Source organism: Roseateles sp. P1_C6 (genome assembly GCF_056406315.1).
The window spans coordinates 230,576-255,219 of sequence record NZ_JBFUAK010000004.1; the positions used below are offsets into that span (position 1 = coordinate 230,576).

The window sequence follows — 24,644 nt, forward strand, 5'->3', positions numbered from 1 at the left end:
TCAGTTCGAGTGCTTGACGGCATCGAGGATGACCGCGGCGACCTGGGCCGGCGCGGACTGCTGCGGCACGTGGCTGGTCTTGACCTCGCTGACACGCGCGCCGATCTGTTTGGCGAAGTCGCGCTGCAGGGCGGGCTGGATCATGTGGTCGTTGCCGGCCACGAGGTACCAGCTGGGCTTGGTCTTCCACGCGGCGACGTTGACCTTCTCGCCAAAGGCTTTGGCGGCGATGGGGCCCTGCGTGGCGGCCATGACGGCGGTCTGCGCGGCGGGCAGGTCTTGCGCGAAGTGCTTGCTCATGCCTTCGTCGGTCAGGCGCAGGAAGCCGGCGGCATCGGGTTGCAGGTGGGACAGGCCCACGGGCGCCGGGTAGGCCTTGCCGAGGTCGCCGACCGCCTGGCCGACGTCGGGCGCGAAGGCCGCGATGTAGACCAGGCTGGCGACCTTGTCGCTCGTGCCGGCCTGCGTGATGACGGTGCCACCCCAGGAGTGGCCCACCAGCACGACCTTGCCCGGCGCGGCGTCGATGGCGCGCTTGGCGGCGGCGACGTCGTCGTCCAGCGAGGTCAACGGGTTCTGCACGGCCGTCACGCGCACGCCCTTGGCCTGCAGCAGCGGGATGACCTTGGCCCAGTCGGAGCCGTCGGCAAAGGCGCCGTGGACGATGACGACGCTGGGCTGGGGTTCGGCGGCCTGGGCAGCAAAACCGAGCGAGAGAGCAGCGGCGGCGATGGAGAGCTTGGCGAAGTTCATGGTGGTCTCAAGGGGTGGGTTGGGGACGGAACGAATGGTCCGATGTCCGCGCCGCGGTGAACATCGGACGAATGTCCAGTCTCAGGCGCGGCTGACGTCGATGACCGCCTGGGCGAACGCGGCCGGCGCCTCCTGCGGCAGGTTGTGGCCGATGCCGCCGGTCAGCTCGCGGTGCTCGTACTTGCCGGCAAAGCGCTTGGCATAGGCGGCGGCCGGCGGGTGCGGGGCGCCGTTGGCGTCGCCTTCCAGCGTGATGGCCGGCATGGCCACGCTTTGCACGCTGACCAGGCGCGCCTCCAGTGCGTCGTAGCGCGGCTCGCCCTCCGCCAGGCCCAGGCGCCAGCGGTAGTTGTGGACGGTGATGGCGACATGGTCGGGGTTGTCGAAGGCGGGTGCCGAGCGCAGGAAGGTGGCGTCGTCGAAACGCCATTCGGGCGAGGCCTGGCGCCAGATCAGGCGGGCGAAGTCGCGGTGGTTCTTCTCGTAGCCCGCGCGGCCGCGGTCGGTAGCGAGGTAGAACTGGTACCACCAGGCCAGCTCGTCGGCCGGCGCCAGCGGCTGGCCACCGGCCTTCACGTTCGTGACCAGGTAGCCGCTGACGGACACCAGCGCCTTCACGCGCTGCGGCCACAGCGCGGCCATCACGCAGGCCGTGCGCGCGCCCCAGTCGCAGCCGGCGACGACGGCTTGCTGGATGCCCAGCGCGTCCAGCAGCGCGATCGCGTCGGCGGCGATGGCGGTCTGCTGGGCGTTGCGGGGCGTGGCATCGGACAGGAAGCGCGTCGTGCCGTAGCCGCGCAGGTGCGGCACGAGTACGCGGTAGCCCGCCGCGGCTAGGCGCGGTGCGACCTCTTCGTAGGTGTGGATGTCATAGGGCCAGCCGTGCAGCAACAGCACGGGTGGGCCGTTGCGCGGGCCCAGGTCGGCAAAGCCGATGCTCAGCACGCCGGCATCCAGCTGGCGGAGTTCGCCGAAACCGCCGGCGGCAGGGGCCGCGAAGGCGGGGCGGGCAAGCAGGGAAGAAGCGCCGGCGAGTGCGGCGGCGGACAGCAGGCTGCGGCGTTGGAGCAGGTGGGTCATGGCTTGGGGGGGTGAAGACGACACGATCGATTATTCTTGACTGATCGTTCAAAAACAAGTCCAATTCGTTTCATGGCCAGACCTTCTGAGTTCGACAAAGACGAAGTCCTCCACCGCGCGATGGAGGTGTTCTGGTGCCAGGGCTTCGAGGCCACGGGCATGCCCGACCTCGTGGAGGCCATGGGCATCGGCCGTCAGAGCCTCTACAACGCATTCGAGAGCAAGCGCGGCCTGTTCCTGCAGGCGCTGGCGCTGTATCAGGCCGAGCGCGCCAAGTCACTGCAGAAGGTGCTGGCCAGTGCGGCGTCGCCGTTGCAGGGCATTGAGACCTTGCTGACCGCCATCGCCACGGCGACCGGCGAGGCCCGCACGCGCGGCTGCATGTCGGTCAACACGGCCACCGAGATCGGCCTCAGTGACGACGAAGTCGCCGCCATCGTCAAGCGCGGCGCGCAGAAGTCCAAGGCCGACCTGGCCGCCGCCATGAGCCAGGCCAAGGCGCTGGGCGAATTGCCCGGCGCGCTGGATGAGCAGGCCGCGGCCGACTTCGTGCTGACAGTCATGCGCGGCCTGCGTGTCAGTGCCAAGGCCGGTGCGACCGTGAGCGAAACGCGCAACGTCGTGCGCATGGCCATGGTCGCGCTGCGCCATTTTCAAGACCAGGCCTGAACGGCCTCAACCACGTCCATCAACAGGAGTCGCCATGTTGCGCACCATAGAGAAAGTCGTCTACACCGCACACACCCACACTGCCGGCGGCCGCGACGGCGCGGGAAAGTCCAGCGACGGCGCGCTGGACGTCAAGCTCAGCCCGCCCGGTTCGGGCCGCCCCGGCACCAACCCGGAGCAGCTGTTCGGCATCGGCTACTCGGCCTGCTTCATGGGCGCGATGCGCCGGGCGGGCGCGCCGCTGGGCATCCGCGTGCCGGACGACGTGGCCGTCGATGCCGACGTGTCGCTGGGCATGACCGCGGATGAGGGCTTTGCGCTGGCCGTCAAGCTGACCATCAGCCTGCCGGGCCTGGCGCCGGAGCAACAGCGCCAACTGGTGGACGGCGCCCATCAGCTCTGCCCCTATTCGCACGCGACGCGCGGCAATATCGACGTGCAATTCGACATTCGCTGACGCTCGCTGCGGCGCCAATCACTCGCCTGAGCATTTCAGTCCATTCGGCCAGGGGAATGGGTTTTCACTCCCCTGGCAAAAGTCAATTGACTCGACAGCTGTGCTTGAATGCACCACTCGAAGAATCGATGTCGTTGGAGACTTGAATGGCGAAGACACTGCAGAACCTGCTCAAGCAGATCGAGCATTTGCAGAAACAGGCGGACGCATTGCGCTCACGCGAAAAGGCCGATGTGGTGACCCGCATCAAAGAGGCCATTGCCCATTACGGCATCACTGCGAATGAATTGTTCGGCGCGTCGCCGGCCAAGTCGCCTCGCAAACGCGCCACGACCGCCGCAGCCACCAAGGCGGTCGGGCGGGGCCGCAAGGCCGCGGCGAAGAAGCAGGGTGGCGTCGCCAAGTACACCGATGGCGCGGGCCGCACCTGGTCCGGCGTCGGCAAGCGGCCCAACTGGTTCAAGGACGCGCTGGCTGCGGGCAAGCAGGCCGAAGACCTGTTGGTCGCCAAGTAAGCCGCCGGGCCTTTCAGGCCCGGCCTTCTTTCACGCGGCGTTGGTCGTCACCTCGATGCGATGTCCGTCGAGGTCGTGGAACATCGCGCCGAAATAGCTGTCGCTGATGTCGGGCCGCGTGCGCGGCGTGAAGATGTCGCCGGCCGATGCGGCCATGGCCGCTTCGTGGGTGGCCGTCACCGCCGCGCGGTTGGGTGCGCTCAGCGCGACATGGGTGCCACGCGCCGTCACCGGCTCGTCCGCCACGGGGTAGAGAAAGAAGCACCACTGTGCCGCGGTGCCGAAAGCGGCTTCGCTGCCGGTGTCGCGCAGCAGTTCCAACCCCAGCGGCGCCAGCACGCGGCGGTAGAAGGCCACCGACTCGGCGTAGCGCGCGGTGCCCAGGGATACGTGGTCGATCATCGACAAGACTCCTCAATTCAAGAGCAGCCATGCTAGGTGGGGGCCTGCGATGAATTGCGGCAAGATGCCCGGCCGCGGCGCCGTTTGGCCGCAATCTCAATGCCTTCTGCGATGACCGAGCTGGACCGCTTCGACCGCCAACTGCTGACCCTCGTGCAGCAGGATGCCGCACTGACCGCCGAGCAATTGGCCGAGCGCGTCAGCCTGTCGGTGTCTGCCATCCAGCGCCGGCTGCGCAGGCTGCGTGAGCAGGGCGTCATCCAGCGCCAGGTCGCCGTGCTCGACGCCGCCCAGGTGGGCCGCCCGACCACCTTCCTGGCCGGCCTGCAAGTGGAAAGCGAGCGGCCCGAGCTGATGGCCCGGCTGCGCGCCTGGCTGGAGGCCGAGAGCGCGGTGCAACAGGCCTTCTACGTGACCGGCGAGGCCGACTTCGTGCTCGTCGTCACCGCGCCGGACGCCGCCGCCTACGAAGCGCTGATGACGCGGCTGCTGGCGGACAACGCCAACGTGCGGCGCTACACGACGCAAGTCGCGCTGGGCGTGCTCAAGCGCGGGCTGGCGCTGCCGGTGCCGGGCAGCGAATGAATTCCGGAATACATGCCATGCGTTGACAGGTATCGCGGCGCAGACTGCACGGACGATGAACTCCGCGGACTCAAGTGCCATGCCTGCCAATTCCGACTTCACCGCTCCCGCCGCGCCGGACTGCCGCGTCGTGGAGCTGCGCCAGTACACGCTGCACCCCGGCCAGCGTGACACGCTGATCGCCCTGTTCGACCGCGAATTCGTCGACAGCCAGGAGGCCGTGGGCATCCGTGTGCTGGGCCAGTTCCGCGACCTGGGCGACGCAGACCGCTTTGTCTGGCTGCGCGGCTTTGCCGACATGGCCGCGCGCGGTGACGCGTTGCCGGCCTTCTACGGCGGACAGGCCTGGGCCGCCCATCGCGATGCGGCCAACGTGACGATGATCGATTCCGACGATGTGCTGCTGCTGCGCCCGGCCTGGGACGGCGCGGCGCTGCCGGCGACCGTTCAGCCCCGCGCCGAACGGGGGGCGACGGCGCCGCCGCCGGGCGTACTCGCCGCGGCTGTGTTCCACCTGAAGGCGCCGGCCGCGCCCGAGCTGTTGGCGCAGTGCCGGGCCGCGATGGTCGGGCTGCGGGGCGTGTCGGCCTGCTACGTCACCGAGGCCGCGCCCAACAACTTCCCGCGGCTGCCGCTGCGCGAAGGCGAGCAGGTGCTGCTCGCGCTGGCCATGTTCGACGACGGCCGGGGCGCCGACGCCTGGCTGCGCGGCATGGCGCCGCCAATGCAGCCCTGGCTGGCCAAGCCGACGCAGGCGCTGCGCCTGGCCCCCACCGCCCGATCCAGCCTTCATGCCTGAGACCGCCATGACCCACACCGCCACTCCGCGAGACTTCGATTTCCTCATCGGCCACTGGCGCGTCAGCCACCGCCGCCTCAAGGAGCGCCTGCTCGGCTGCGAGGACTGGGAGAGCTTCCTCGGCCGCTGCCGCATGTGGCCGCTGCTGGGCGGCCTCGGCAACATCGATGACAACGTGCTGGAGCTGCCCACCGGGCCTTATCGCGCCGCGTCCATGCGCACCTTCGACCCCGCCACGCGCCAGTGGGCGATCTGGTGGGTGGACGGCCGCAACCCGCACCGGCTGGACCCGCCGGTGGTCGGCGGCTTTGCCGACGGTGTCGGCGAGTTCCAGTGCGACGACGAGCTGCGCGGCCAGCCCATCCGCGTGCGCTATCGCTGGACCGACATTGCCCGCGACAGCGCGCGCTGGGCGCAGGCCTTCTCGGCCGACGGCGGCCAGACCTGGGAAACCAATTGGGTGATGGACTTCGAGCGCCTGCCCGACGCTAGCTAGCCTGCGTGCCGTGGCTGGCGTGGGGCGGGATCCACGCCAGCAGCGTGCGCACCAGTTGCTTGGGGTCGATGGGCTTGCTGACGTGGGCGTTCATGCCGGCGGCCAGGCAGTCCTGCACGTCGCGCTCCATCGCGCCGGCCGTCATCGCGATGATGGGCAGGCGGGCATGCTGGGGCATCGCGCGGATCAGCCGCGTGGCGGTCAGGCCGTCCATCTCGGGCATCTGCATGTCCATCAGCAACGCGTCGAAGCGCTCGTGCTTGAGCCGCTCCACGGCCTGCAGCCCGTTCTCGGCCACCTCGACCTGCAGCCGCGCCATCGCGAGGAAGGCGCAGGCGACCTGCTGGTTGACCGGGTTGTCTTCCACGAGCAGCACGCGCGCGCCGTGCAGCGGCCGCATCGTGTCGGCCAGGTCGGCCATGCTGCCGCCGGCCGGCAGGCTGCCCACGCGCTTCTCGCCCATCTGCAGTTGCAGCACGGCCTCGAACAGGCGTGACGGCGTGACCGGCTTGACGAGCACCTGGGTGCCAGCGCGGCCTTGCAACTCCTCGGCGACGCGCTCGCTCGCATGCAGGCTGCCCAGCGCGATGACGGCCGGCGCCGGCGTGCCGCGCTCGCTGGCGATGCGTCGCGCCGCGTCGACGAAATCGGCGCCCGCCGTCTTCCAGTCCAGCAGCAGCAGCTCGTAGGGGTGCAAGGGATCGGCCTGGCGCAGCCGGTACAGCGCCTCGTCGCCGAACGAGGCCACGCCGACCTGGAAATGCCAGCTCTGCAGCATCTGCTGCAGGATCAGCCGCTCGGTGGGCTGGGCATCGATGACCAGCGTGCGCATGCCGCGGATGCGGTGCGGGTCGATGCGCTCGGCGCCCGGCTTGGCCTTGCCGAAGCTGCAGCTGAAGCTGAAGGTGCTGCCCTGGCCGGGCGCGCTGCTGACCTCGAAGCTGCCGCCCATCAGCGTCACCAGCCGCTTGCAGATTGCCAGTCCCAGGCCGGTGCCGCCGTAGCGCCGCGCGATGGACGCGTCGGCCTGGCCGAACACCTGGAACAGGCCGTTGACCTGTTCGGGCGTCATGCCGATGCCGGTGTCGCGAACACCGATGCGCAGCCGCATCTGCCCGTCCTGTTCGCTGAGCACCTCGGCGCGCACGACGATCTCGCCCTTGGGCGTGAACTTGATGGCGTTGCCGACGAGGTTGTTCAGCACCTGCGTGAGCCGCAGGCTGTCGCCCAGCAGCCGGTCCGGCAGGTGCTCGTCGAACTCGAACAGCAGGTCCAGGCCGGCCTCTTCCAGCCGCGCCGAGAACAGATGGCCGACGTTCTCGATCAACTCCTCGGGGCTGAACTCCTCGGCCTCCAGCGTGATCTTGCCGGCCTCGATCTTGGAGTAGTCGAGGATGTCGTTGAGCAGGCTCAGCAGCGCCTTGGAGGACATCTGCACCTTGCCCAGGTAGTCACGCTGCCGGTTCTCCAGCCGCGTCTCCAGCACCAGGCTGGTCAGGCCGATGATGGCGTTCATCGGCGTGCGGATCTCGTGGCTCATGCTGGCCAGGAACAGGCTCTTGGCGGCATCGGCGGCGCGGGCCTCGTCGCGCGCGATGGCCAGGGCCTCGCTCTGGCGGTGGTCGGCTTCGTAGGCCTTGAAGAGGCGCGCGTACAGCGTGCTGTTCTCCAGCAGCAGTTCCATCAGCACCACCGCGCAGGCCAGCAGGCCGTAGATGCGGCCGGCGTAGAAGCCCAGGTCGAAGCGGGCGGCATTCAGCATGGCCGACAGTGCGATGTCGAACAGCCAGGCCAGGCAGACCACCATCAGCCATTGGTCCAGCACCGTGTGCGGCCGCTGGCGCCACAGCGCACCCAGCGCGACCAGGCTGAACAGCCACACGCAGCCCACGGTGACCTGGAAAGCCAGCGAGTAGCGGCCGCCCACCAGCAGATCGGGCAGCCAGGCATGGCCCAGCGTGGCCAGCGCGACGAGGCCGGTGGCAGCGGCCAGCGTCACCAGCGGCCAGGCGAGGGTCGGCACGGCGACCGGCGGCCGGGACTTCAGCGCGAGATAGCCCAGCACGAACAACGGGAAGCCGCCATGCCAAAGCATGTAGAGCCACACGGTCGTCTGCGTCGTGGCGCCGAGCAGGCCGCTGGTGCTGAACAGGCCCGGGAAGGTCAGCGCATGGGCCGTCGTCATGACGGCCGTGAACAGGTAGCCGCAGCCCAGCAGCAGCAGCGCCTGCGAGCGCAGGATGCGGTGCTGGCCGAACAGCAGCACGGCCGTGATCAGGTCGGTCAGCACCAGAGCCGACTCGTAGATGGGGATGAACGCCGGCACTGGCGCCAGCTTGACCTTGGCAAAGGGCACCAGGGCCGCGAAGACGGCCACCGACAGCAGCGCGACGATCAGCGCATGGCGGCGCTCGCGCGGGCCGGCCGGCTGGTCCAGCAAAAAGGCCGGGCCGTCCCGCGACGGCACAGCTTCAGAGGGGGCAGCGTCTTCCCGAGACAGGCTGCTGGCTTGCACATCGGCTCCCTGCCGCGCCGGACTTGGCGGGCGCTCCCTAACAGGATAGTCGAACTGCGCACCGCCTCCGGCGGTGCCCGCACGGAAGCGGTTTGCAGTCGTTACGCCAGCCGATGGCCGCGGGTCATTTGGCCGCGTTGACGATGGCGCTGATCAGGCTGGGGTAGGCCTGCACGCCGGTGTTGCGGTCGAACAAGCCCATGCTGTGGTTGGCGCTGGGCGAGCCCGCGTCCCACCAGACCGGCACGGCGCCATGGGTCCAGGCCGAGCGGGCGACGTAACGGCTCCAGTTCGTGCGATAGGTCTCGGCGCCGGCGTGCTCGGTACGCCGGATGGCGCCGAACTCGCCCAGGATGACCGGGATGCCGGCATCGACGAAGCGGGTCTTCATCTTCTGGAACTGGGCGTCCACGTAGGCCTCGTTGGCCCAGGTCTCGGTGGCCGACGCATCGGTGGCGCCCGCGCCCCACTGCCAGATGTTGCTGCTGTCGTTGAGCGTGAAGTTGTAGGGGTCGTAGAAGTGCACCTCCATCATCAGGCGCTTGGATGCCGAGTCGCTCGGCACGGTGGCGAAGTTCACCGTGTGGTCGATGTTGGTGTTGAAGCCCTGCACGACCAGATGGCGGGCCAGGTTGCCGCCGCCGGTTGCCCGCACGGCGTTGACGAAGGTCTGGTTGAAGCTGTTCTGCACCGTGTAGTACTCGACCGTGGGCGTGCCGTAGTTGCCGTCCACCATGACCTCGTTGGTGCCAGCGAACAGCAGCGTGTCGTCAAAGCCCTTGAAGTTGTTCGCGATCTGCGTCCAGAACCTGGTGATGCGCGTGTTGACCGCCGCCTGCTGGGCATAGGTGGGCTGCATCCAGCCGCCGTCCCAGTGGATGTTGATGATGGCGTACAGGCCGGCGTTCTTCGCGTAGTTGACGACCTGCGTCGCGCGGGTCATCCAGGTCGCGCTGATGTTGTCGTTGGCATCGGCGTACTGCTTCCACGACAGCGGGATGCGCACGGTCTTGAAGCCGGCGGCCTTGACGGCGTTGAACAGCGCCTGCGTGGCCGGTGGGTTGCCCCAGGCGGTCTCGCCGCCGATGGCTTCCAGCGAATTGCCGAGGTTCCAGCCGGCGCCCATCAGCTTGCTCAACTGCAGGCTGGTCAGGTCGCGCATGCCGGGCACGGTCAGCGTGAAGGCCTGCGTCGTCTTGGCGCCGCAGCTGTTGGTGTAGGTCGCCGTCGCTGTGCAGCTGGCCTTGGCCGTCAGGCTCTGCTCGCGGGCCGTTCCTGCGCTGGCGCAGCCGCTCCACGCCCAGCTGCCGCCGGAGGTGGGCTGCGGGCCCAGCACGACGGCCGTGCCGGCGGCGACGCTGGCCGACGCGGTGGCCGTCCAGGTGCTGCCGACCTTGATAAAGGGTTTGACGGCCGTGGCCGTGCAGGTCTGCGCGACCGCGGCGGGTGCGCCGGTCAACACGAGTGCGAGCGCGCACAAGGAAGTCCAGATTCTCGATTTCATGGTTTGTCTCCTGGGGTGGAATGCGGCGCGGCACCTCGTGTCGGGCACCTGCACCGCGGGCACGGGGCACTGCCTGGGCGGCAGCGCCTCGAGTTCTGTGCGGCGGGGCGCTCAGCGGCGCCGGCGGGCGGCCAGCGCCGCGAGGCCAAGGCCCAGCAGCAGCGCCGACGCAGGCTCGGGCACCGGTGACGCCGACATGGCCTGGGCCGACACGTTGACCCACAGCTGGCCCCAGGCGGCGTCGGCGCTGGTGTTGTCCCAGTGCACGCTGAGCGTGGCCGGCGCGTCGGTCTGCGTGAAGTCGGGCGATTCGAAGGCCCAGGCCTGGCTGCTGTCGACGGCGCCGCCGCTGTCGTTGGCAATGCCCAGGCTGGCGGTGGCCTGCGCCTGGCCGCCGCCCGCGCTAGCCGAGACGCCGTCCAACTGTGCCGTCACGACGATGCGCGTGCCGGCGCCGGCCATCACGCGGCCGCTGAAGATCTGCGCGATCGCCCAGGCGGACAGGCCGTCGCTGGCCGTGGCCAGGGCCGAGCCGGTCGTGCTGCCACCGCCGCCCAGGTCGGCCACGCTGCTGACCGCCGCGGTGGCCTGTGTGCTGCCCAGGAGCGCCTGGGCCGACAGCGTGTCGCCCAGCCAGCCCAGCTGTTCCTGGCCGTTCAGCGGGTCGGGGATCTGCACGCTGGCGCTGGACGTGCGCGCCACCCAGTCCACGTTGCTGACCACCCAGACCCAGGGCCAGTTGCCGTCGCCCGGCGTCAGGTCCACGACTTCAACGCGGACATGCGACAGCGAGGCGGAAGCACTGGCAGCGTGGCCCAGCGGTGCCGTGAGGGCCAGGAGCAGGCAAAGCAGCGGCCGCGCCTGGCGAAGGCGAGATGGGTTCATGGTGAGTCCGGGTTGGGGTGGGTGGTGGTCAGCGGGCCCCGTCGACGAGGGCCTTGATCAGCTCGGGGTAGACCTGGGCGCCGGTCTTGCGGTCGAACAGGCCCATGCTGTGGTTCTCAGTGGCGGCGCCGGCGTCCCAGTAGACGGGCACCATGCCGTGGGCCCAGGCGGAGCGGGCGACGTGGCGGTTCCAGGCCAGCCGGTAGGCCTCGGCGCCGGCGTACTCGGTGCGGCGGATGGCGCCGAACTCGCCGAGGATGACCGGGATGCCGCGGTCGACATAGCGCAGCTTCATCTTCTGGAACTGCGCGTCGGCGTAGGCCTCGTCGGCGCCCGCGACCCTGGCCTTGCTGTCGGTGGCGCCGGCGCCCCATTGCCAGAACGCACTTTTCTCGTTGAGCGTGAAGTCGTAGGGGTCGTAGTAGTGCACTTCCATCATCAGCCGGTTGCTGGCGGTGTCGGTGGGCGTGACGGCAAAGGCGATCGTGTGGTCGATGTTGGTGTTGAAGCCCTGCACGACCAGGTGGCGCACCGCGTTGTTGCCGCCGGTGGCGCGCACGGCCGACACGAACGCCTGGTTGAAGCCGTTCTGCACGCTGACGTACTCCGCCTTGGGCGTGCCGTAGTCGCCTTCCACCATGACTTCATTGGTGCCGGCGAACAGCAGCGTGTCGTCGTGGCCCTTGAAGTGGTTGGCGATCTGCGTCCAGAACTTGGTGAGGCGCGCGGTGACCACGGCCTGGCGCGCGAAGGTGGGCTCCAGCCAGCCGCCGTCCCAGTGCACATTGATGATGGCGAACAGGCCGGCCGTGCGCGCGTAGTCGACGACCTGGGCCACGCGGGCCAGCCAGGTGGCGCTGATGACGTCGTTGGCGTCCGCGTACTGCTTCCACGACACGGGGATGCGCACGGTCTTGAAGCCGGCGGCCTGGACGGCGCCCAGCAGCGCCTGCGCCGTGGCCGGGTTGCCCCAGGCCGTCTCGCCGCCGATGGCCTCCAGCGAGTTGCCCAGGTTCCAACCGGCGCCCATCAGCTGGCTGAGCTGCAGGCTGGTGAGGTCGCGCATGCCGGTCGTTGCGGCTGCCGCCGGAGCGGGCGCGCTGGGCTGAGCGGCCGCCGCTTCGGCGCCGCCGCCGCCACAGCCTGCCAGCGGCAGCAGCGCGAGCAGGGCGTCGCGGCGCTTCATGCGCCGACCTTGCGCAGGCTCAGCAGCAGCACGTCGTGGCTGCGCAGCTTGACGGTGACCGTGGCCGCACCGCTGGCGCCGACGACCAGCTCACGCTGCAGTTCGGGCTTGTCGCTCGTCAGGCCTTGCAGGGCGGCGAGCTGCCTGGCATCGAGGGTCTTGGGCGAGCCCATCTTCAGATACGCGGTGTGTGCATCGTTGACCTCGAAACCGGTGCGGCGCTGCGTCAGCTGGTAGCGACCGGGCGGCAGGTGGCGCAGCTCGACGGTGACCGTGCCCACGTCGCGCGCCGGCCGCGGCTTGCCGAAGTAGCTGCGGTTGCTGACCTTCTGCTCGGTGTTGCGCCAGTCCCAGACGAGGGCTTGCAACTGCTCGCCGTCGGTCGCAGCCCAGCTGAAGCCGTCGGTGCTCGGCACCTCCTTGCCCTGCAGCGCGGCCAGGTAGCGGTAGGCGAACCACACGGGCTTCCTGATGCCCTCGCGGGTCATCAGGCCGAATCCGCCGTGGAAGGGCGCGTCCGGCGGGCCGGGCTCCTCGAACAGGTCGCTGTAGACCCAGTAGCTCATGTGCTGGGCCAGGCCTTGCGTCTGCTTCAGCTTGGTCAGCACATAGGCGGCGCTCATGTAGCTGTCGTGCACCAGGTCGCGCGGGTTGTAGCTGGTGCTCCATTCGGTGAAGAACAGTGGCAGGCCGGGCAGGTGGGAGGCCTCGATCTCCTTGCGCACGCGCCGCACGTCGCCCACGATGGCATCGGGGGTTGCAAGAAGCATCAAGTCCTCCTTGCCGAACTCGTCCAGGAAACCGCCGTCGACGCCGTAGGTGTGCACGGTGATGAAGTCCACCGGCGTGTCGGTCACCTTGGCATGCGCCAGGAACTCCGGCACCCAGGCCGCGCCGGCCGTGGACGGGCCGCCCACGCGCAGCAACGGCGCGATGGCCTTGATGGCCTTGGCGGTGCGGGTGTAGAGGTCGAAATAGGCCTTCTGGTCGGCCTTCTCCCAGAAGCCGTCGAGGTTGGGTTCGTTCCAGACCTCGAAGTACCACTCGTGCACCTCGGGCGCGCCATAGCGCTGCAGCAGGTGGCGGATGAAGGCCTCGATCAGCGCGACCCACCCGGCCGGCTCGGGGTGGGAGGTGTTGCCTTCCCAGTAGAAGATCTTCAGGTCCGACGTCTTCAGCGCCAGCGGCGTGAAGCCCAGCTCCACGAAGGGCTTGATGTGGCGAGCCAGCATCGCGTCGTAGAGCTTGTCGATGCCGGTGAAGTCGAACACCAGCTGGCCGGCGGCATCTCGCGTCACCGTCTTGAAGACGTCGTGGAAGATCGCGTGGAAGCGCAGGTAGCGGAATCCCAGCTCGTCCACCGTCGTCTTCAGCTGTGCCAGCGAGTCCTCGCGGAACAGCGTGCCGGGGTAGTCGGCGCCGACGCAGTGGTCGAAGAAGCGGTCCAGCGGCTGCTTCGCTTGCGCGACGTCGAGCACGATGCGGCGCTGCGTGGGCGGCGCGGCGAACACGGTGGAAGCGAGGGGCATGGCGGCTGCGGCGGCCAGCAGCCGGCGGCGTCGTTGGGAAGTCACGTCGTGAGTCCTCTGTAGACAAAGTTGCGGGCGCGCACCTCGCCCGCGCCGGCGCTGAACAGCGCAGGCCGCAGGCTGACGAAGCCGCCGAAGACGTTGTGATGCAGGCCCGAGACCTCCATCTGCCAGGCATGCTGTTGCCAGGTCTTGCCGCCGTCGTGCGAGGTGTGCCAGGTGACGACGTTCTCGCGGTTGGTCAGGCGGATGTGGACGCGGCGCGTGGCCGCAGTGGTGGAGAGCGTTTCGCGCATCCACGCGTGCTCCTGGCCGTAGGCATAGGTCAGCATCTGCGTGGTGCTGAAGGCGATGCCGACATGGCCGCGCTCCTCGTAGAACAGCGCCAGGCCGCCATGCCCGTCGCCGCTGATCTCCAGCTCGACCGTCACCTCGTAGCTGCGGTCGCCGGCCTGGCAGGTCAGCGGCGACGAGTCGGGCAGCGACTTGCCCTTGCCGCGGATGACCAGCGTCCTGTCCTCGAAGCGCAGGCGCCTGGCTTCGTCCGGCCCGGGCGCGTGGAAGGCCCATTGCAGGCCCAGCTTGCCGCTGGAGAAATCGTCGGACAGCGCAAAGCCCGCCTTGCCGGCCTTGCCGCCAGGGGGTTTCGGCAAGGGCTTTTCCAGCGTGCCGCCCTTGGCGCGCAGCCAGCCGTCTTTCGTCCACTCGACGGGCTCCAGCAGTGCCTGGCGGCCGAGCGTGCGGAAGCCGTTCTCGTAGCCGTGATAGACCATCCACCAGTCGGCCGCCGGGCCTTCGACGACGCTGGCATGGCCGCGCGACCACCAGGGCTCTTGGCTGCTTGCCGTGCGCACGAGGGGGTTGTTGGGGGCGTCTTCCCAAGGCCCGTGCACCGAGCGCGAGCGGGCGACCGTCACCATGTGGCTGGTGGGCGGTCCGGCCGTGCCGCCGACGGCGGAGATCAGGTAGAACCACTCACCGCGCTTGAACAGCTTGGGGCCCTCGGGCGCGAACATCTCGACGACCCAGTCCTTGGGGTATTGCCAGGGCCGCCAGGCGTTGGCCTCCAGCGCGCCGTCGGTGGCGAGGCCGTCGTCCTTCAAGCGCACGCGCCGCCCGCCGTTGACGAACAGGTAGCGCCGGCCATCCTCGCCCACCACGTGGCCGGGGTCGATGCAGCCGGGCACCTTCAGGTCGATGGGCGCGCTCCAGGGGCCGCGGATGTCGTCGGCGTGGATCACGTAGATGCCCGTGCCGGCGTCCTGCAGCACGGGGATGTAGAGGTAGAAGCGGCCTTGATGCTTGATCAGGTCCATCGCCCAGACGGTGCCGATGGGTTGCGTCAGCGCAGCCGTGATCGGCGTCCAGTTCACCAGGTCCTGCGAGTGCCAGATGACGGCGCCCGGGTAGGACTGGAAGGACGAGAACGTCATGTAGTAGTCGGCCCCGTCCTTCAGGATGGTGGGGTCGGCGTGGTCGCCCGCGACGATGGGGTTCAGGTAGCTGCCGTTGCCCAGGTCGGCCTTGCGCTGGCCTTCGATGCCGGCGGCAAAGCGCGGTGCGGCCAGCGCCGGGCTCACTGCAGCGCCGGCGAGTGCGGCCTGCACGGCCATGCGGCGCGACATGTTCATACCGTGCCCCGCTTCGCTTCCAGCGCGCCGCGGATCTGCAGCATGCGCGCCTCGGTGAGCGGGAAGCGCAGGATGGCGATCAGCGCCAGCACCAGGCCGATGACCGGGATGCCGGACAGCAGCAGGCGGATCCAGAAGATGGCCTCGGCCGCCTGCGCGCCCTCCCTGTGGGCGTCGAAGCCGGTGAACTGCAGGATCCAGCCCGAGGCGCCGACGCCCAGCGCGATGCCGACCTTGGAGATCCACGACTGGCAGGCCGAGAACGAGCCCTCGCGGCGCTGGGCGGTCTCCAGTTCGTCATAGTCGACGACGTCGCCGATGGTGGCGGTGTACAGCGTCCAGAAGCCCGCGCCGGTGAAGGCGACGAAGCCGCAGGCGAAGAGTTGCAGCACGGGCAGGTCGGGGTCGTACAGCCACCAGTCGCCGATGAAAGCGCAGATGGCGAGCGTCAGCACCACGGCCAGGCCCGTGCGCTTGCCCCAGCGGCGCGCGATCCAGGCGAAGAATGGAATGCCCGCGAAGCCGAAGCCCATGCCCGCCAGGCCCATGGCGGTGTTCCACTTCGTCGCGGTCACGACGTCGCCCTTGCAGACGTAGTAAACCGTGGCGTAGTAGCCCAGCGCGCCCACCATGGCCGTGCCGATGCTGTAGGCCAGCGACATCGTCAGCACGGTGCGGAAAGGCTTGCAGCGCAGCGTGCGCCACAGCGTGTCGGCCAGCGGGATGCGCGTCTGCGAGTGCGACACCAGCTTCTCGTAGTAGCGCTCGCGCACCAGCAGGAAGATGGCGATGGACACCGCCACCATGATGGCGCCGAGGATGCCGGTGTAGACCTGGGCGCCGCGCAGGATGTCGGGCTTGCCGTTGGCATCGTGGAAGAAGGACAGCGTCGTGAACTGCGCGGCGAAGAACATCGCCAGCTCGGGGCCCTTCTGGATGGCGTTGCGAATGGCCATCACCGTGGTGCGCTCGTGATAGTCCGGCGTCATCTCTGCGCCCAGGCTCACCCAGGGCATGTTGAAGCAGCTCATCACCGGCACGTAGATGATCATGCTGATCAGCATGAAGCTGAAGTACTGCATGTCGGTCCAGCCCTTGCCGACGGCGAACATCAGCGGCAGGCCGATGCCGGCGAGGATGCCGCCGACCAGGATGAAGGGACGCCGGCGACCGTACTTCGTGCGCGTGTTGTCGGAGAGCCAGCCGAACAGTGCGTCGGAGCCGGCGTCGATGAAGATCTTGATCGCCTGGACCGTGGAGATCAGGCCCGGTGCGACGCCCAGGAAGATGTTGAACACCTGGAAGGCCAGCGACGCATAGAGCCAGTGCCCCCACATGTCGAGGATGGAGCCCAGGCCGAAACCGATCTTCTGGCGCAGGGGCAGGCGGTCGGTGGCCGTTGGCGCCAACTGCGCCATGTGGAGGGTGCTGGCGTTCACAAAATCTTTCTCGTCTTGATGACGTCGGCGTAATAGCGGGCGGACAACTTGGGCGTGCGGACCTGCGTCGCGAAGTCGCAATGCACGATGCCGAAGCGGCGCTGGTAGCCGTCTTCCCATTCGTAGTTGTCGATGAACGACCACAGGAAGTAGCCCTTCAGCGGCACGCCGTCGGCGATGACGCGGTGGGCTTCGCGCAGGTGGCTGCGCAGGTAGTCGCGGCGGTGCAGGTCCAGCACCTCGCCGTTGACGACCGGTTCCTCGTCGTAGCCGCAGCCGTTCTCGGTGATGTACAGCGCCTTGTGGCCGTAGACCTCGTGGCAGAAGCGCGAGCCCCAGTAGATGGACTGCGGCACCAGGCGCAGCCAGGTGCTGTCGGCGCGCGGGTAGTTGACGGGGTGGGGCAGGGCCTCGTACGCGGCGCCGTTCTTGCCGGCGCGCACATAGGTGCCGCTGTAGATGTTCAGACCCAGGAAGTCGGTCGGCAGGCTGATCAGGTCGAAGTCGCCGGGCTGCACGTCGGGGGCATCGGCGCCCACGCGTGCCAGGAAGTTCGCGGTGTATTTGCCGGCATGGATGGCGCCCAGCACCTGGGCGTTCCTGTCCACGAACCAGGCCTTGGCGGCGGCGATGTCGGCCGGCGTTTCCGTCACGGGCACGGACACCCCGCAGTTGTCGGTCAGGCCCACCACGGCGCCCTTGCCACCAAACTTGCGCACCGCGCGCACGCCGTGACCGTGGCACAGCAGCGCGTGGTGGTAGGTCTGGTTGACGACCTTGGCGTTTTCCTTGCGGCCCGGCGCCTTGCTGCCCGTGCCGTAGCCCAGCAGCGTGAAGCAGACGATCTCGTTCAGCGTGATCCAGTGCTTCACCTCGCCGGCAAAGGCCTTGACGACGGTGTCGGCGTAGCGGGCGAAGGCGTCGACGGTCACGCGCGACGTCCAGCCGCCGCGGTCCTCCAGCGACTGCGGCAGGTCCCAGTGGAAGAGCGTCACCCAGGGCTCGATGCCGTGCTTCTTCATGCTGGCGAAGAGGCGGCGGTAGAAGTCCAGCCCCTTCGGGTTGATCTCGCCGTCGCCGTTCGGGTAGATGCGCGGCCAGGCGATGGACAGGCGGTAGGTCTTGAACCCCAGCGAGGCCATCAGCGCGAAGTCCTCGTCGAAGCGGTGGTAGTGGTCGCAGGCGACGTCGGGCGTGTCGCCGTTGTGGACCTTGCCGGGGATGCGGCTGAATCGGTCCCAGACCGATTCGCCCTTGCCGTCCTCGAAGGCGGCGCCCTCGAGTTGCGCGGAGGCCGCGGCGACGCCGAACACGAAGTCAGGCGGGAAGGGGCTGTCGTAGCTCGTCACGCCCTGCGCGTTGCGGCGCTGCGGCGTGGCGGCCAGCGCAGGCGTGGCCAGCGCCGGCAAGGTGGCGGCGGCGGCGAAGAGGTGGCGGCGGCGCAGGGGGCGAAAGGCAGTCATTGGGATGGTCCTCGTTAGACCGCATGGGGGGGCGGAGGCCCGCTGCGGCGCGAGGCAATATAGGCGGCTTGGCTCGGCCCGCTTCATGTCAGAGGATGCGACGGGCCTTGATCACTTGGGCGTAGTAGCGGGCCGACAGCTTGGGCGTGCGCACCTGCGTCGCGTAGTCGCAGTGCACGATGCCGAAGCGGCGCTGGTAGCCGTCCTCCCATTCGTAGTTGTCGATGAACGACCACAGGAAGTAGCCGTGCAGCGGCACGCCGTCACCGATGGCGCGGTGGGCTTCGCGCAGGTGGTTGCGCAGGAAGTCGCGGCGGTGCAGGTCCAGCACCTCGCCGTTCACCACCGGCTCGTCGTTGTAGCCGCAGCCGTTCTCGGTGATGTACAGCGACTGGTGGCCGTACAGCTCGTGGCAGAAGCGCGTGGCCCAGTAGATGGACTGCGGCGCGATGTGCAGCCAGGGGCTGTCGGCCTTGGGGTAGTTGGCGGGCAGCGGCACGGCCTCCCAGGCGGCGCCATGCTTGCCGGCGCGCACATAGGTGCCGGTGTAGATGTTCAGGCCCAGGTGGTCGGTGGGCAGGCTGATGAGGTCGAAGTCGCCGGAGTGGACCTGGGGCGCATCGGCGCCGGCGCGGGCCAGGTAGTCGGCCGGGTAGTGGCCGGCATGCATGGCGCCCAGCACGTGGGCGTTCTTCTCCAGGAACCAGGCCTTGGCGGCGGCGATGTCCTCGGGCGTCTCGGTCACCGGGATGCAGACGTCGCAGTTGTCCGTCAGGCCCACCACGGCGCCCGCGCCGCCGAACTCGCGCACCGCGCGCACGCCGTGGCCGTGGCACAGCAGCGCGTGGTGGAAGGTCTGGTTGACGACGGCCGCGCGCTCCTTGCGGCCCGGCGCCTTGGTGCCGAAGCCGTAGGCCAGCTGCGTGAAGCAGCGGATCTCGTTCATCGTGATCCAGTGCTTCACCTCACCGGCAAAGGCCTTCACGACGGTGTCGGCGTAGCGGCCGAAGGCGTCGACGGTGACGCGCGCGGTCCAGCCGCCGCGGTCTTCCAGCGACTGCGGCAAGTCCCAGTGGAAGAGCGTGACCCACGGCGTGATGCCGTGTTTCTTCATGCTGGCGAACAGGCGGTGATAGAAGTCCAGCCCGGCGGGGTTCAGCTCGCCGTCGCCGTTCGGGTAGATGCGTGGCCAGGCCAGGGACAGGCGGTAGTTCTTCAGGCCCAGCGAGGCCATCAGCGCGAAGTCCTCGTCGAAGCGGTTGTAGTGGTCGCAGGCGATGTCGAGCGTGTCGCCGTCGTGCACCTTGCCGGGCTCGCGGGAGAAGCGGTCCCAGATGGATTCGCCCTTGCCATCGGTGAAGGCGGCGCCCTCGATTTGCGGGGCGGCGGCGGCAACGCCGAAGACGAAGTCGGCAGGGAAGGAGCTGGAGTAGGTCAGGGCGGTCATGGAGGGTCTTCGCTGTACGCCGTCAGGGCGCCAGCAGGGGGGGCAGGGTGGCATCCAGGCTGCGGGCCCAGATCTCGTAGCCAAGCGGGCTGAGGTGCAGCCAGTCCGGCAGGATGTCTTTGGACAGCGTGCCGTCCGGGTTCGTGAGGGCCTTGCCGATGTCCAGGAAGATGACCTGGCGGCCATCGGCCAGCGCCGGCAGCAGCGCATTGACCTTGGCGTTGTGGCGTCGCATCAGGCCATCGGGCTTCTCGTCGCGCGGGAACAGGGCCAGCAGCAGCACCTTGGCCTGCGGCTGGCGCTGGCGGATCTCGTCGAGGTTGCGGCGGATACCGGCGACGGTGAGCGCCGGGTCTTCCAGCCGGTCGCCGGTGTTGTTGGTGCCGATCATCACGACGACGGCCTTTGGGCTCATGCCGTCGAGCTCGCCATGCTGGAGGCGCCACAGCAGGTTCTCGGTGCGGTCGCCGCCAAAGCCCAGCGCGACGGCGTTGTACTTGGCGAAGGCCGTGGCCCAGGCCGCCTTGCCCTCGTTCTCCCAGCCCTGCGTGATGGAGTCGCCGACGAAGACCAGGTCCACGCGCCGCCCGGCGTCGCGGTGGGCCTTGATCTCGGCGAGCTTCTGCTCATGGCGCGGCAGCCACCAGTCCACGGCCCAGGACTCCTGCAGGCGCTCGGGCGTGACCGACTGGCTGCGGTAGTCGGGGCAGGCGGTCGTCGCCTTGCCGCGCTTGTTGATGCGCAGGTTGGCGATCTGTACTTCGCCGCTGCCGGTGCCTTCCAGTGTGAAGGGCGTCGGCACGGCGGAGAAGTCGTCGCCCTCGCGCCAGAAGCACTTCAGCGCCAAGGACAGGTGCTGGCGACCCTTGCCGATCAGCGCACGGCCGGCGAACAGGAAGGGGACCTTGCGTTCGCAGTCCTTGCCGCAGCCCAGCTTGAACTTCATGCCGCCGTGAGCTAGGTCGATGACGTTCAGGTCGAACTCGACGGTGCCTTGCGCAAGATACGGTCGCAGGTCCACGGGCGGGCCGTCCTGCCAGCGCGCCTGCGCGATCCAGGAGTTGCTGAACTGCAGCGTCAGCGCGCCGTCCTTGCCGCGGCGCGCAGCGACGTGGCTGTCGGGCACGCGCGGCTGGGCGGGCTTGGGCACGGTGACGCGGTCGCCGTCGAGCCGGGCCCCGCCTTCGAAGTCGGTGACCATGACCTGCCAGCTCTTGGCCGGGCGGCCGACATCGAGGTCCAGTGACTGCGCTGTCAGTGGTAGCGCGGCGAGGAGGGCGAGCAGGAGGCGATTCATGTCAGAGGAAGTCCTTGGCTTGCAGCGTGCGCGACTGGCCGGGCTTGAGCTTCAGGTCGACGACGCGCGCGCCGACGCGAACGCGCCCGCCGCCGGCACCGGCCACCGAGCGCACGGTGGCGCTTTTTAGCCGGCTGTCGGCCCAGGCCATGTCGACCTCGAAGCCGCCGCGTGCGCGCAAGCCCTTCACCGATCCGGTGGGCCAGGCGCCGGGCAGCGCGGGCAGCAGGTCGATGACGTCATCCTGCGACTGCAGCAGCATCTCGGCGATGGCCGCGGTGGCGCCGAAGTTGCCGTCGATCTGGAACGGCGGGTGGGTGTCGAACAGGTTGGGATAGGTGCCGCCCTGGTGCACTTCCTGGCCCGGCAGCGCGGCGCGTGCGCCCGGCGTGGCCAGCAGGCCGCGCAGCAGGTGGTGGGCGTGGTTGCCGTCGCGCAGCCGCGCCCAGTAGGCCATCTTCCAGGCCATGGACCAGCCGGTGCTGACGTCGCCGCGCGCGTCCAGCGTCTTGCGTGCCGCGGCGGCCAATTCGGGCGTGCGGCTGGGCGAGATCTGCCGGCCGGGGAAGAGAGCGAACAGGTGGGACACGTGCCGGTGCGTGTCGCGCGGCGTGTCCAGCACAGCGTCCTTCAGCTCGGTCTGCCATTCCAGCAACTGGCCCCAGCTGCCCACGCGCGGGCCGGCCAGGCGGTCGCGCAGCGCGAGGGCGCGGGCGCGTGCCGCAGGCTCGCCCAGCACCGCCGCGGCCTGCGCCGTGTTGTCGAACAGGTCCCACAGGATCTGCTGGTCATAGGCCACGCCATCGGCCACCGGGCCATGCTCGGGCGACCAGCCGTTGGGGGCGACCAGCCGGCCGTCGGGGCCGGCCTTCAGTCGGTCCTCCCAGAACGCGCCCACCTCCTGCAGCAGCGGCCAGGCCTGCTCGCGCAGGAAGCGCTGGTCCTGCGTGAACGCGTAGTGCTCCCAGAAGTGGCGCGCGTACCACGCGTTGCCGGTCATGTTCCACAGGTAGCCCAAGGCGCCGAAGGGGTTGGTCTCGGTGCGCAGCGTCCAGCCGCGAACGGGCTTGCCGGCGGCGGTCAGGAAGGTCTCGATGGGCGGCTGCACCGAGTTGTCCCAGGGTGGCGTCTCCGGCGGCAGCGCGCTGGCGTCCTTCAGCGCCAGCGCGGCGCGTTCGGCGACCGGGCGGCGCCACGCGGGGATGAGGCTCTGCACGAAGCGGTGCAGCGGCCGCGCGGCTTCGGCCAGGTTGGTCGGCTCGGCCGGCCAGTAGTTCATCTGCAGGTTGATGTTGGAGTGGTAGTCCGCATTCCAGGGCGGCGTCAGACTGTCGTTCCACAGGCCTTGCAGGTTGGCCGGCAGTGCGTCGCGCGAGCTGCTGACCAGCAGGTAGCGGCCGTACTGGAAGTACAGCGCCTCCAGCTCCGGGTCGCCGCCGCTCTGCGTGTAAGCGGCCAGGCGGGCGTCGGTGGTCAGTGCACGGCGCTCGGGCGGGCTGTGGCCCAGATCGAGTTGCACGCGGCCCAGCAAGGCGGCGATGTCGCGCTCGTGCTCCGCCTGCAGCTGGGGCCACGGCTTGGCGGCGGCCAGCTGCGCCTGCACGCGCGGCAGCGGCGCGGCGCCGTCGACGCGGCCGGCCGCGTAGCTTGTGCCCGCGCCGAGGATCACCGTCAGCGAATTGCAGCCGCGAAAGACCAGCGTGTTGCCGTCGACGCTGACGCTGCCGCCGTCGTGCAGCACGCGCAGCTGGCTCGCGTAGGCGAGGCCATTGGGCAGCGCACCGACGGCCGTCAGCGTGGCGCCTGCCGCGGACAGCACGGCGCCATGGCGGTCGGTCAGCGCGATGCGGCCGCTGTAGCGGCCGGGCTGGTCGGCAGTCAGCCGCCAGGCGATGACCTGGGCCGGCTGGCTGGCGATCGTCTGGCGTTCGAAGCGCACGCCCTGTTGTTGGTAGCTGACGCGATGGCGGGCGCGCTGCAGGTCGAGCTCGCGCCGGTAGTCGCTGACCGGCGCGCCGGCGTCGTCCAGTTCCAGGACGACATCGCCAAACGGCTGGTAGGCGCCCATGGCCTTGTCGTCGCCGGTCCACAGCGTGATGTCGTTGAACTGCAGCCGGTCGCGCGCCGCCTGGCCGAACAGCATCGCGCCCAGCCGGCCGTTGCCGATGGGCAGTGCCTGCTGCTCCCAGCCCTTGGCCGTGTCCGGAGCGGGCGCGGCATAGCGCAGCGTCAGCTCGGCGGCACGCAGGGGCAGGGCGAGGGTCAGGCTGCTGGCGAGCAGCGCCGTGACCCGCAGCAGTTGGCGGCGCAAGCTCATGGCGTCAGCGCGGGCGGCCCATGGTCACCTTCAGCATGACGGGCTCGGCCGGCAGGTTCAGGCCGTAGTCGACCTGGTCGCCGTTCCACACGCGCTCCATCACCCAGCGGCCCTTGTCGTCGAAGCGGCCTTGCTCGGTGCGCAGCATGAAGCCACCCTGGCCCGGTGCCGCCTCCATGCGCACGCGGGTGCGCTGGCCGATGACGAGGAACTCGTCGTCTCCGATCTGCGCGATGGCAACGCCGCCACCGGGCTGCTCGGTGCCGGCGGGAAGCTTGTCGGTCATCTTCCAGCTGGTCTCGCCGAACTGCCATTCGCGGTAGCTGAGCTTGGCGACCCAGCCGGGGAACTCCAGCATCTGCGGCTTGCGGTCGTCGCCTTCCGCCGCGCCGCGCGTGCGGCCGTCGAAGGCCCACTGTGCCCACTGCCGCTGGACGGGCGCGAACATCTTGAACACGCGGCCGAAGGGCTCGACCATGGTGCGGTCGGTCGCCGTCGAGCCAAGCGGGAAGTTGCTGTAGTTGAAGTAGTCGATGCCGAAGGGCGCCACGCCGAGCGCGCCCTTGCCGAGGATGGCGTAGAGGTAGCGCGCATAGATCGACGCATTGCCGATCTCGGGCACCCACAGCGCGTTGTCGGTGCGGCCGAACAGGCGCAGGTTGGCGTCCACCTGCGCGGAGTCGGCCGTGTAGATGTCGGGCGCGACGATGTCCAGCGCGGGCGCGGCGGCCTTGTAGATGTCGATGACGTCCCAGGTCGGGCCGCCGCTGGCGTAGTCCTTGTTCCAGGGCTTGGGCGGCTGGTCCAGCGGGTTGCGCAGCGCGTTGTTGACGTACATGGGCAGGTCGTAGACGGCCTTGCCGGCCTGCGCGATGTCGCCGATGTAGCGGGCGATGGCCCAGGCGTGGAAGTACTCGTCGGCGTAGTCACCGTAGACCTCGCGCCAGGTGCCGGTCGCGGCAAGCTTGGGCTTTTGGCGGGCCAGCACGGCGGCCGGCACCGGCTGCTCGAAGGCGGCCTGCGCTTCCTTGCCGAAGTCGCGCACCAGGCCGTAGGTGCCGACCTCGTTCTCGACCTGCACCATCAGCACGGTGCGCTGGGCGGAGTCGATCTTCTTCAGGTGCGTCATGAAGGCGACGAAGGCCTTCTTGTCGGCCTTCAGCGTCTCGGCGCCGAAGGGGCTCAGGCTGTAGTTCGCCTTGCCTTCGCGATCCATGTTGAACGGGAAGCGCTTGGGATCGAGCTTGACCCAGGCGGGTGTGTATTGGGCGCTGGTGTTCTTCCAGGTGGCGAACCACAGGATCACCAGGCGCTGGTTCTGCTTGCGGGCCTCGGCGACCAAGGTGTCGACGAAGCTGAAATCAAAGCGACCCTCCTCGGGCTCGACCTGCTCCCAGGCCACCGGCATCAGCACGGTGTTGGCCTGCGCGTCCTTGGCCGCCGTCCACACGGGCTTCAGCGCCGCAGGGTAGTTGCTGGAGTTGTGCGCCTGCGCGCCGAGGATGAGGAAGGGCTTGCCGTCCACCAGCAGTGCGTGGCGGCCGTCGCGGGTGACCAGGCGGGGCGCCTCGGCGGCGCCGGCGGCTTGCAGGGAGAGCAAGCCAGCCAGCACCACCGAAAGAAGAGTGATTTTCTTCATCGGGATTCCAAGCGCCCGGCGATCCGTGGGGACCGC

At 69.2% G+C, this 24,644-nt stretch carries 21 protein-coding genes; 6 read left to right on the forward strand and 15 right to left on the reverse strand.

Translation table 11 applies throughout. The features are described from left to right. The gene (locus AC1D29_RS09825; RefSeq protein ID WP_477896670.1) at positions 1–753 is read right to left on the reverse strand and encodes an alpha/beta fold hydrolase; all 753 of its coding nucleotides are present in this window, start codon (positions 751–753) and stop codon (positions 1–3) included. Positions 754–834: 81 nt separating this feature from the next. After that, a complete protein-coding gene (locus AC1D29_RS09830) occupies positions 835–1,833 on the reverse strand; it encodes an alpha/beta fold hydrolase (protein WP_477896672.1) in 999 nt (332 codons plus the stop codon). 72 nt (positions 1,834–1,905) lie between these two features. Here AC1D29_RS09830 and AC1D29_RS09835 point away from each other — a divergent pair, with 72 nt between their 5' ends. From AC1D29_RS09835 to AC1D29_RS09845, 3 genes are all read left to right on the forward strand, one after another. Further along, the gene (locus AC1D29_RS09835; protein ID WP_477896674.1) at positions 1,906–2,502 is read left to right on the forward strand and encodes a TetR/AcrR family transcriptional regulator; all 597 of its coding nucleotides are present in this window, start codon (positions 1,906–1,908) and stop codon (positions 2,500–2,502) included. 34 nt (positions 2,503–2,536) lie between these two features. Next, positions 2,537–2,959 carry an organic hydroperoxide resistance protein gene (locus tag AC1D29_RS09840; protein ID WP_477896676.1) on the forward strand — a complete coding sequence of 141 codons (423 nt, stop codon included), beginning with the start codon at positions 2,537–2,539 and terminating at the stop codon, positions 2,957–2,959. A gap of 146 nt (positions 2,960–3,105) precedes the next feature. After that, the gene (locus AC1D29_RS09845; RefSeq protein WP_477896678.1) at positions 3,106–3,474 is read left to right on the forward strand and encodes an H-NS histone family protein; all 369 of its coding nucleotides are present in this window, start codon (positions 3,106–3,108) and stop codon (positions 3,472–3,474) included. A 30-nt stretch (positions 3,475–3,504) separates the two neighbouring features. On the opposite strand, the gene AC1D29_RS09850 is transcribed toward AC1D29_RS09845, so the two are convergent. Beyond that, the gene (locus tag AC1D29_RS09850; RefSeq protein WP_477896680.1) at positions 3,505–3,876 is read right to left on the reverse strand and encodes a VOC family protein; all 372 of its coding nucleotides are present in this window, start codon (positions 3,874–3,876) and stop codon (positions 3,505–3,507) included. Between the two features lie 111 nt (positions 3,877–3,987). Here AC1D29_RS09850 and AC1D29_RS09855 point away from each other — a divergent pair, with 111 nt between their 5' ends. The 3 genes from AC1D29_RS09855 to AC1D29_RS09865 all read left to right on the forward strand — a co-directional run bounded on the left by AC1D29_RS09855 (position 3,988) and on the right by AC1D29_RS09865 (position 5,756). Continuing rightward, complete coding sequence (locus AC1D29_RS09855; RefSeq protein ID WP_477896682.1) at positions 3,988–4,461, forward strand: Lrp/AsnC family transcriptional regulator; 474 nt, start codon at positions 3,988–3,990, stop codon at positions 4,459–4,461. A gap of 79 nt (positions 4,462–4,540) precedes the next feature. Next, positions 4,541–5,260, forward strand: a complete 720-nt coding sequence (locus tag AC1D29_RS09860) for an NIPSNAP family protein (RefSeq protein ID WP_477896684.1) — start codon at positions 4,541–4,543, stop codon at positions 5,258–5,260. 7 nt (positions 5,261–5,267) lie between these two features. Next, complete coding sequence (locus AC1D29_RS09865) at positions 5,268–5,756, forward strand: DUF1579 domain-containing protein (RefSeq protein ID WP_477896686.1); 489 nt, start codon at positions 5,268–5,270, stop codon at positions 5,754–5,756. Here AC1D29_RS09865 and AC1D29_RS09870 read toward each other — a convergent pair. The 12 genes from AC1D29_RS09870 to AC1D29_RS09925 form a co-directional block, all read right to left on the reverse strand. Then, complete coding sequence (locus AC1D29_RS09870) at positions 5,749–8,223, reverse strand: response regulator (RefSeq protein WP_477896688.1); 2,475 nt, start codon at positions 8,221–8,223, stop codon at positions 5,749–5,751. The two genes, AC1D29_RS09865 and AC1D29_RS09870, sit on opposite strands and share 8 nt — an antisense overlap. A gap of 172 nt (positions 8,224–8,395) precedes the next feature. Then, a complete protein-coding gene (locus AC1D29_RS09875) occupies positions 8,396–9,775 on the reverse strand; it encodes a glycoside hydrolase family 5 protein (RefSeq protein WP_477896690.1) in 1,380 nt (459 codons plus the stop codon). 111 nt (positions 9,776–9,886) lie between these two features. Continuing rightward, positions 9,887–10,660 (reverse strand): PEP-CTERM sorting domain-containing protein, encoded by a 774-nt coding sequence (locus tag AC1D29_RS09880; RefSeq protein ID WP_477896692.1) that lies wholly within the window; start codon positions 10,658–10,660, stop codon positions 9,887–9,889. A 28-nt stretch (positions 10,661–10,688) separates the two neighbouring features. Beyond that, positions 10,689–11,846, reverse strand: coding sequence for a glycoside hydrolase family 5 protein (locus AC1D29_RS09885; RefSeq protein ID WP_477896694.1), 1,158 nt, complete (start codon positions 11,844–11,846; stop codon positions 10,689–10,691). Next, positions 11,843–13,420, reverse strand: coding sequence for a GH39 family glycosyl hydrolase (locus AC1D29_RS09890; protein ID WP_477896696.1), 1,578 nt, complete (start codon positions 13,418–13,420; stop codon positions 11,843–11,845). The genes AC1D29_RS09885 and AC1D29_RS09890 overlap by 4 nt, the downstream gene beginning before the upstream one ends. After that, a complete protein-coding gene (locus tag AC1D29_RS09895) occupies positions 13,417–15,006 on the reverse strand; it encodes a family 43 glycosylhydrolase (RefSeq protein ID WP_477896698.1) in 1,590 nt (529 codons plus the stop codon). The genes AC1D29_RS09890 and AC1D29_RS09895 overlap by 4 nt, the downstream gene beginning before the upstream one ends. Continuing rightward, positions 15,003–16,445 (reverse strand): MFS transporter, encoded by a 1,443-nt coding sequence (locus tag AC1D29_RS09900; RefSeq protein ID WP_477896700.1) that lies wholly within the window; start codon positions 16,443–16,445, stop codon positions 15,003–15,005. Before AC1D29_RS09900 ends, AC1D29_RS09895 begins: the two co-directional genes overlap by 4 nt. Then, positions 16,442–17,908, reverse strand: coding sequence for a GH1 family beta-glucosidase (locus AC1D29_RS09905; protein ID WP_477896702.1), 1,467 nt, complete (start codon positions 17,906–17,908; stop codon positions 16,442–16,444). Before AC1D29_RS09905 ends, AC1D29_RS09900 begins: the two co-directional genes overlap by 4 nt. An 88-nt stretch (positions 17,909–17,996) precedes the next feature. Further along, a complete protein-coding gene (locus AC1D29_RS09910; protein WP_477896704.1) occupies positions 17,997–19,355 on the reverse strand; it encodes a GH1 family beta-glucosidase in 1,359 nt (452 codons plus the stop codon). 22 nt (positions 19,356–19,377) lie between these two features. After that, positions 19,378–20,652, reverse strand: a complete 1,275-nt coding sequence (locus AC1D29_RS09915; protein ID WP_477896706.1) for a GDSL-type esterase/lipase family protein — start codon at positions 20,650–20,652, stop codon at positions 19,378–19,380. Between the two features lies 1 nt (position 20,653). Further along, positions 20,654–22,969, reverse strand: coding sequence for a glycosyl hydrolase family 95 catalytic domain-containing protein (locus AC1D29_RS09920; RefSeq protein WP_477896709.1), 2,316 nt, complete (start codon positions 22,967–22,969; stop codon positions 20,654–20,656). Positions 22,970–22,973: 4 nt separating this feature from the next. Further along, entirely contained in the window at positions 22,974–24,608 is a 1,635-nt protein-coding gene (locus AC1D29_RS09925; RefSeq protein WP_477896711.1) for a DUF5597 domain-containing protein, read from the reverse strand. Between the last annotated feature and the right edge of the window lie 36 nt (positions 24,609–24,644).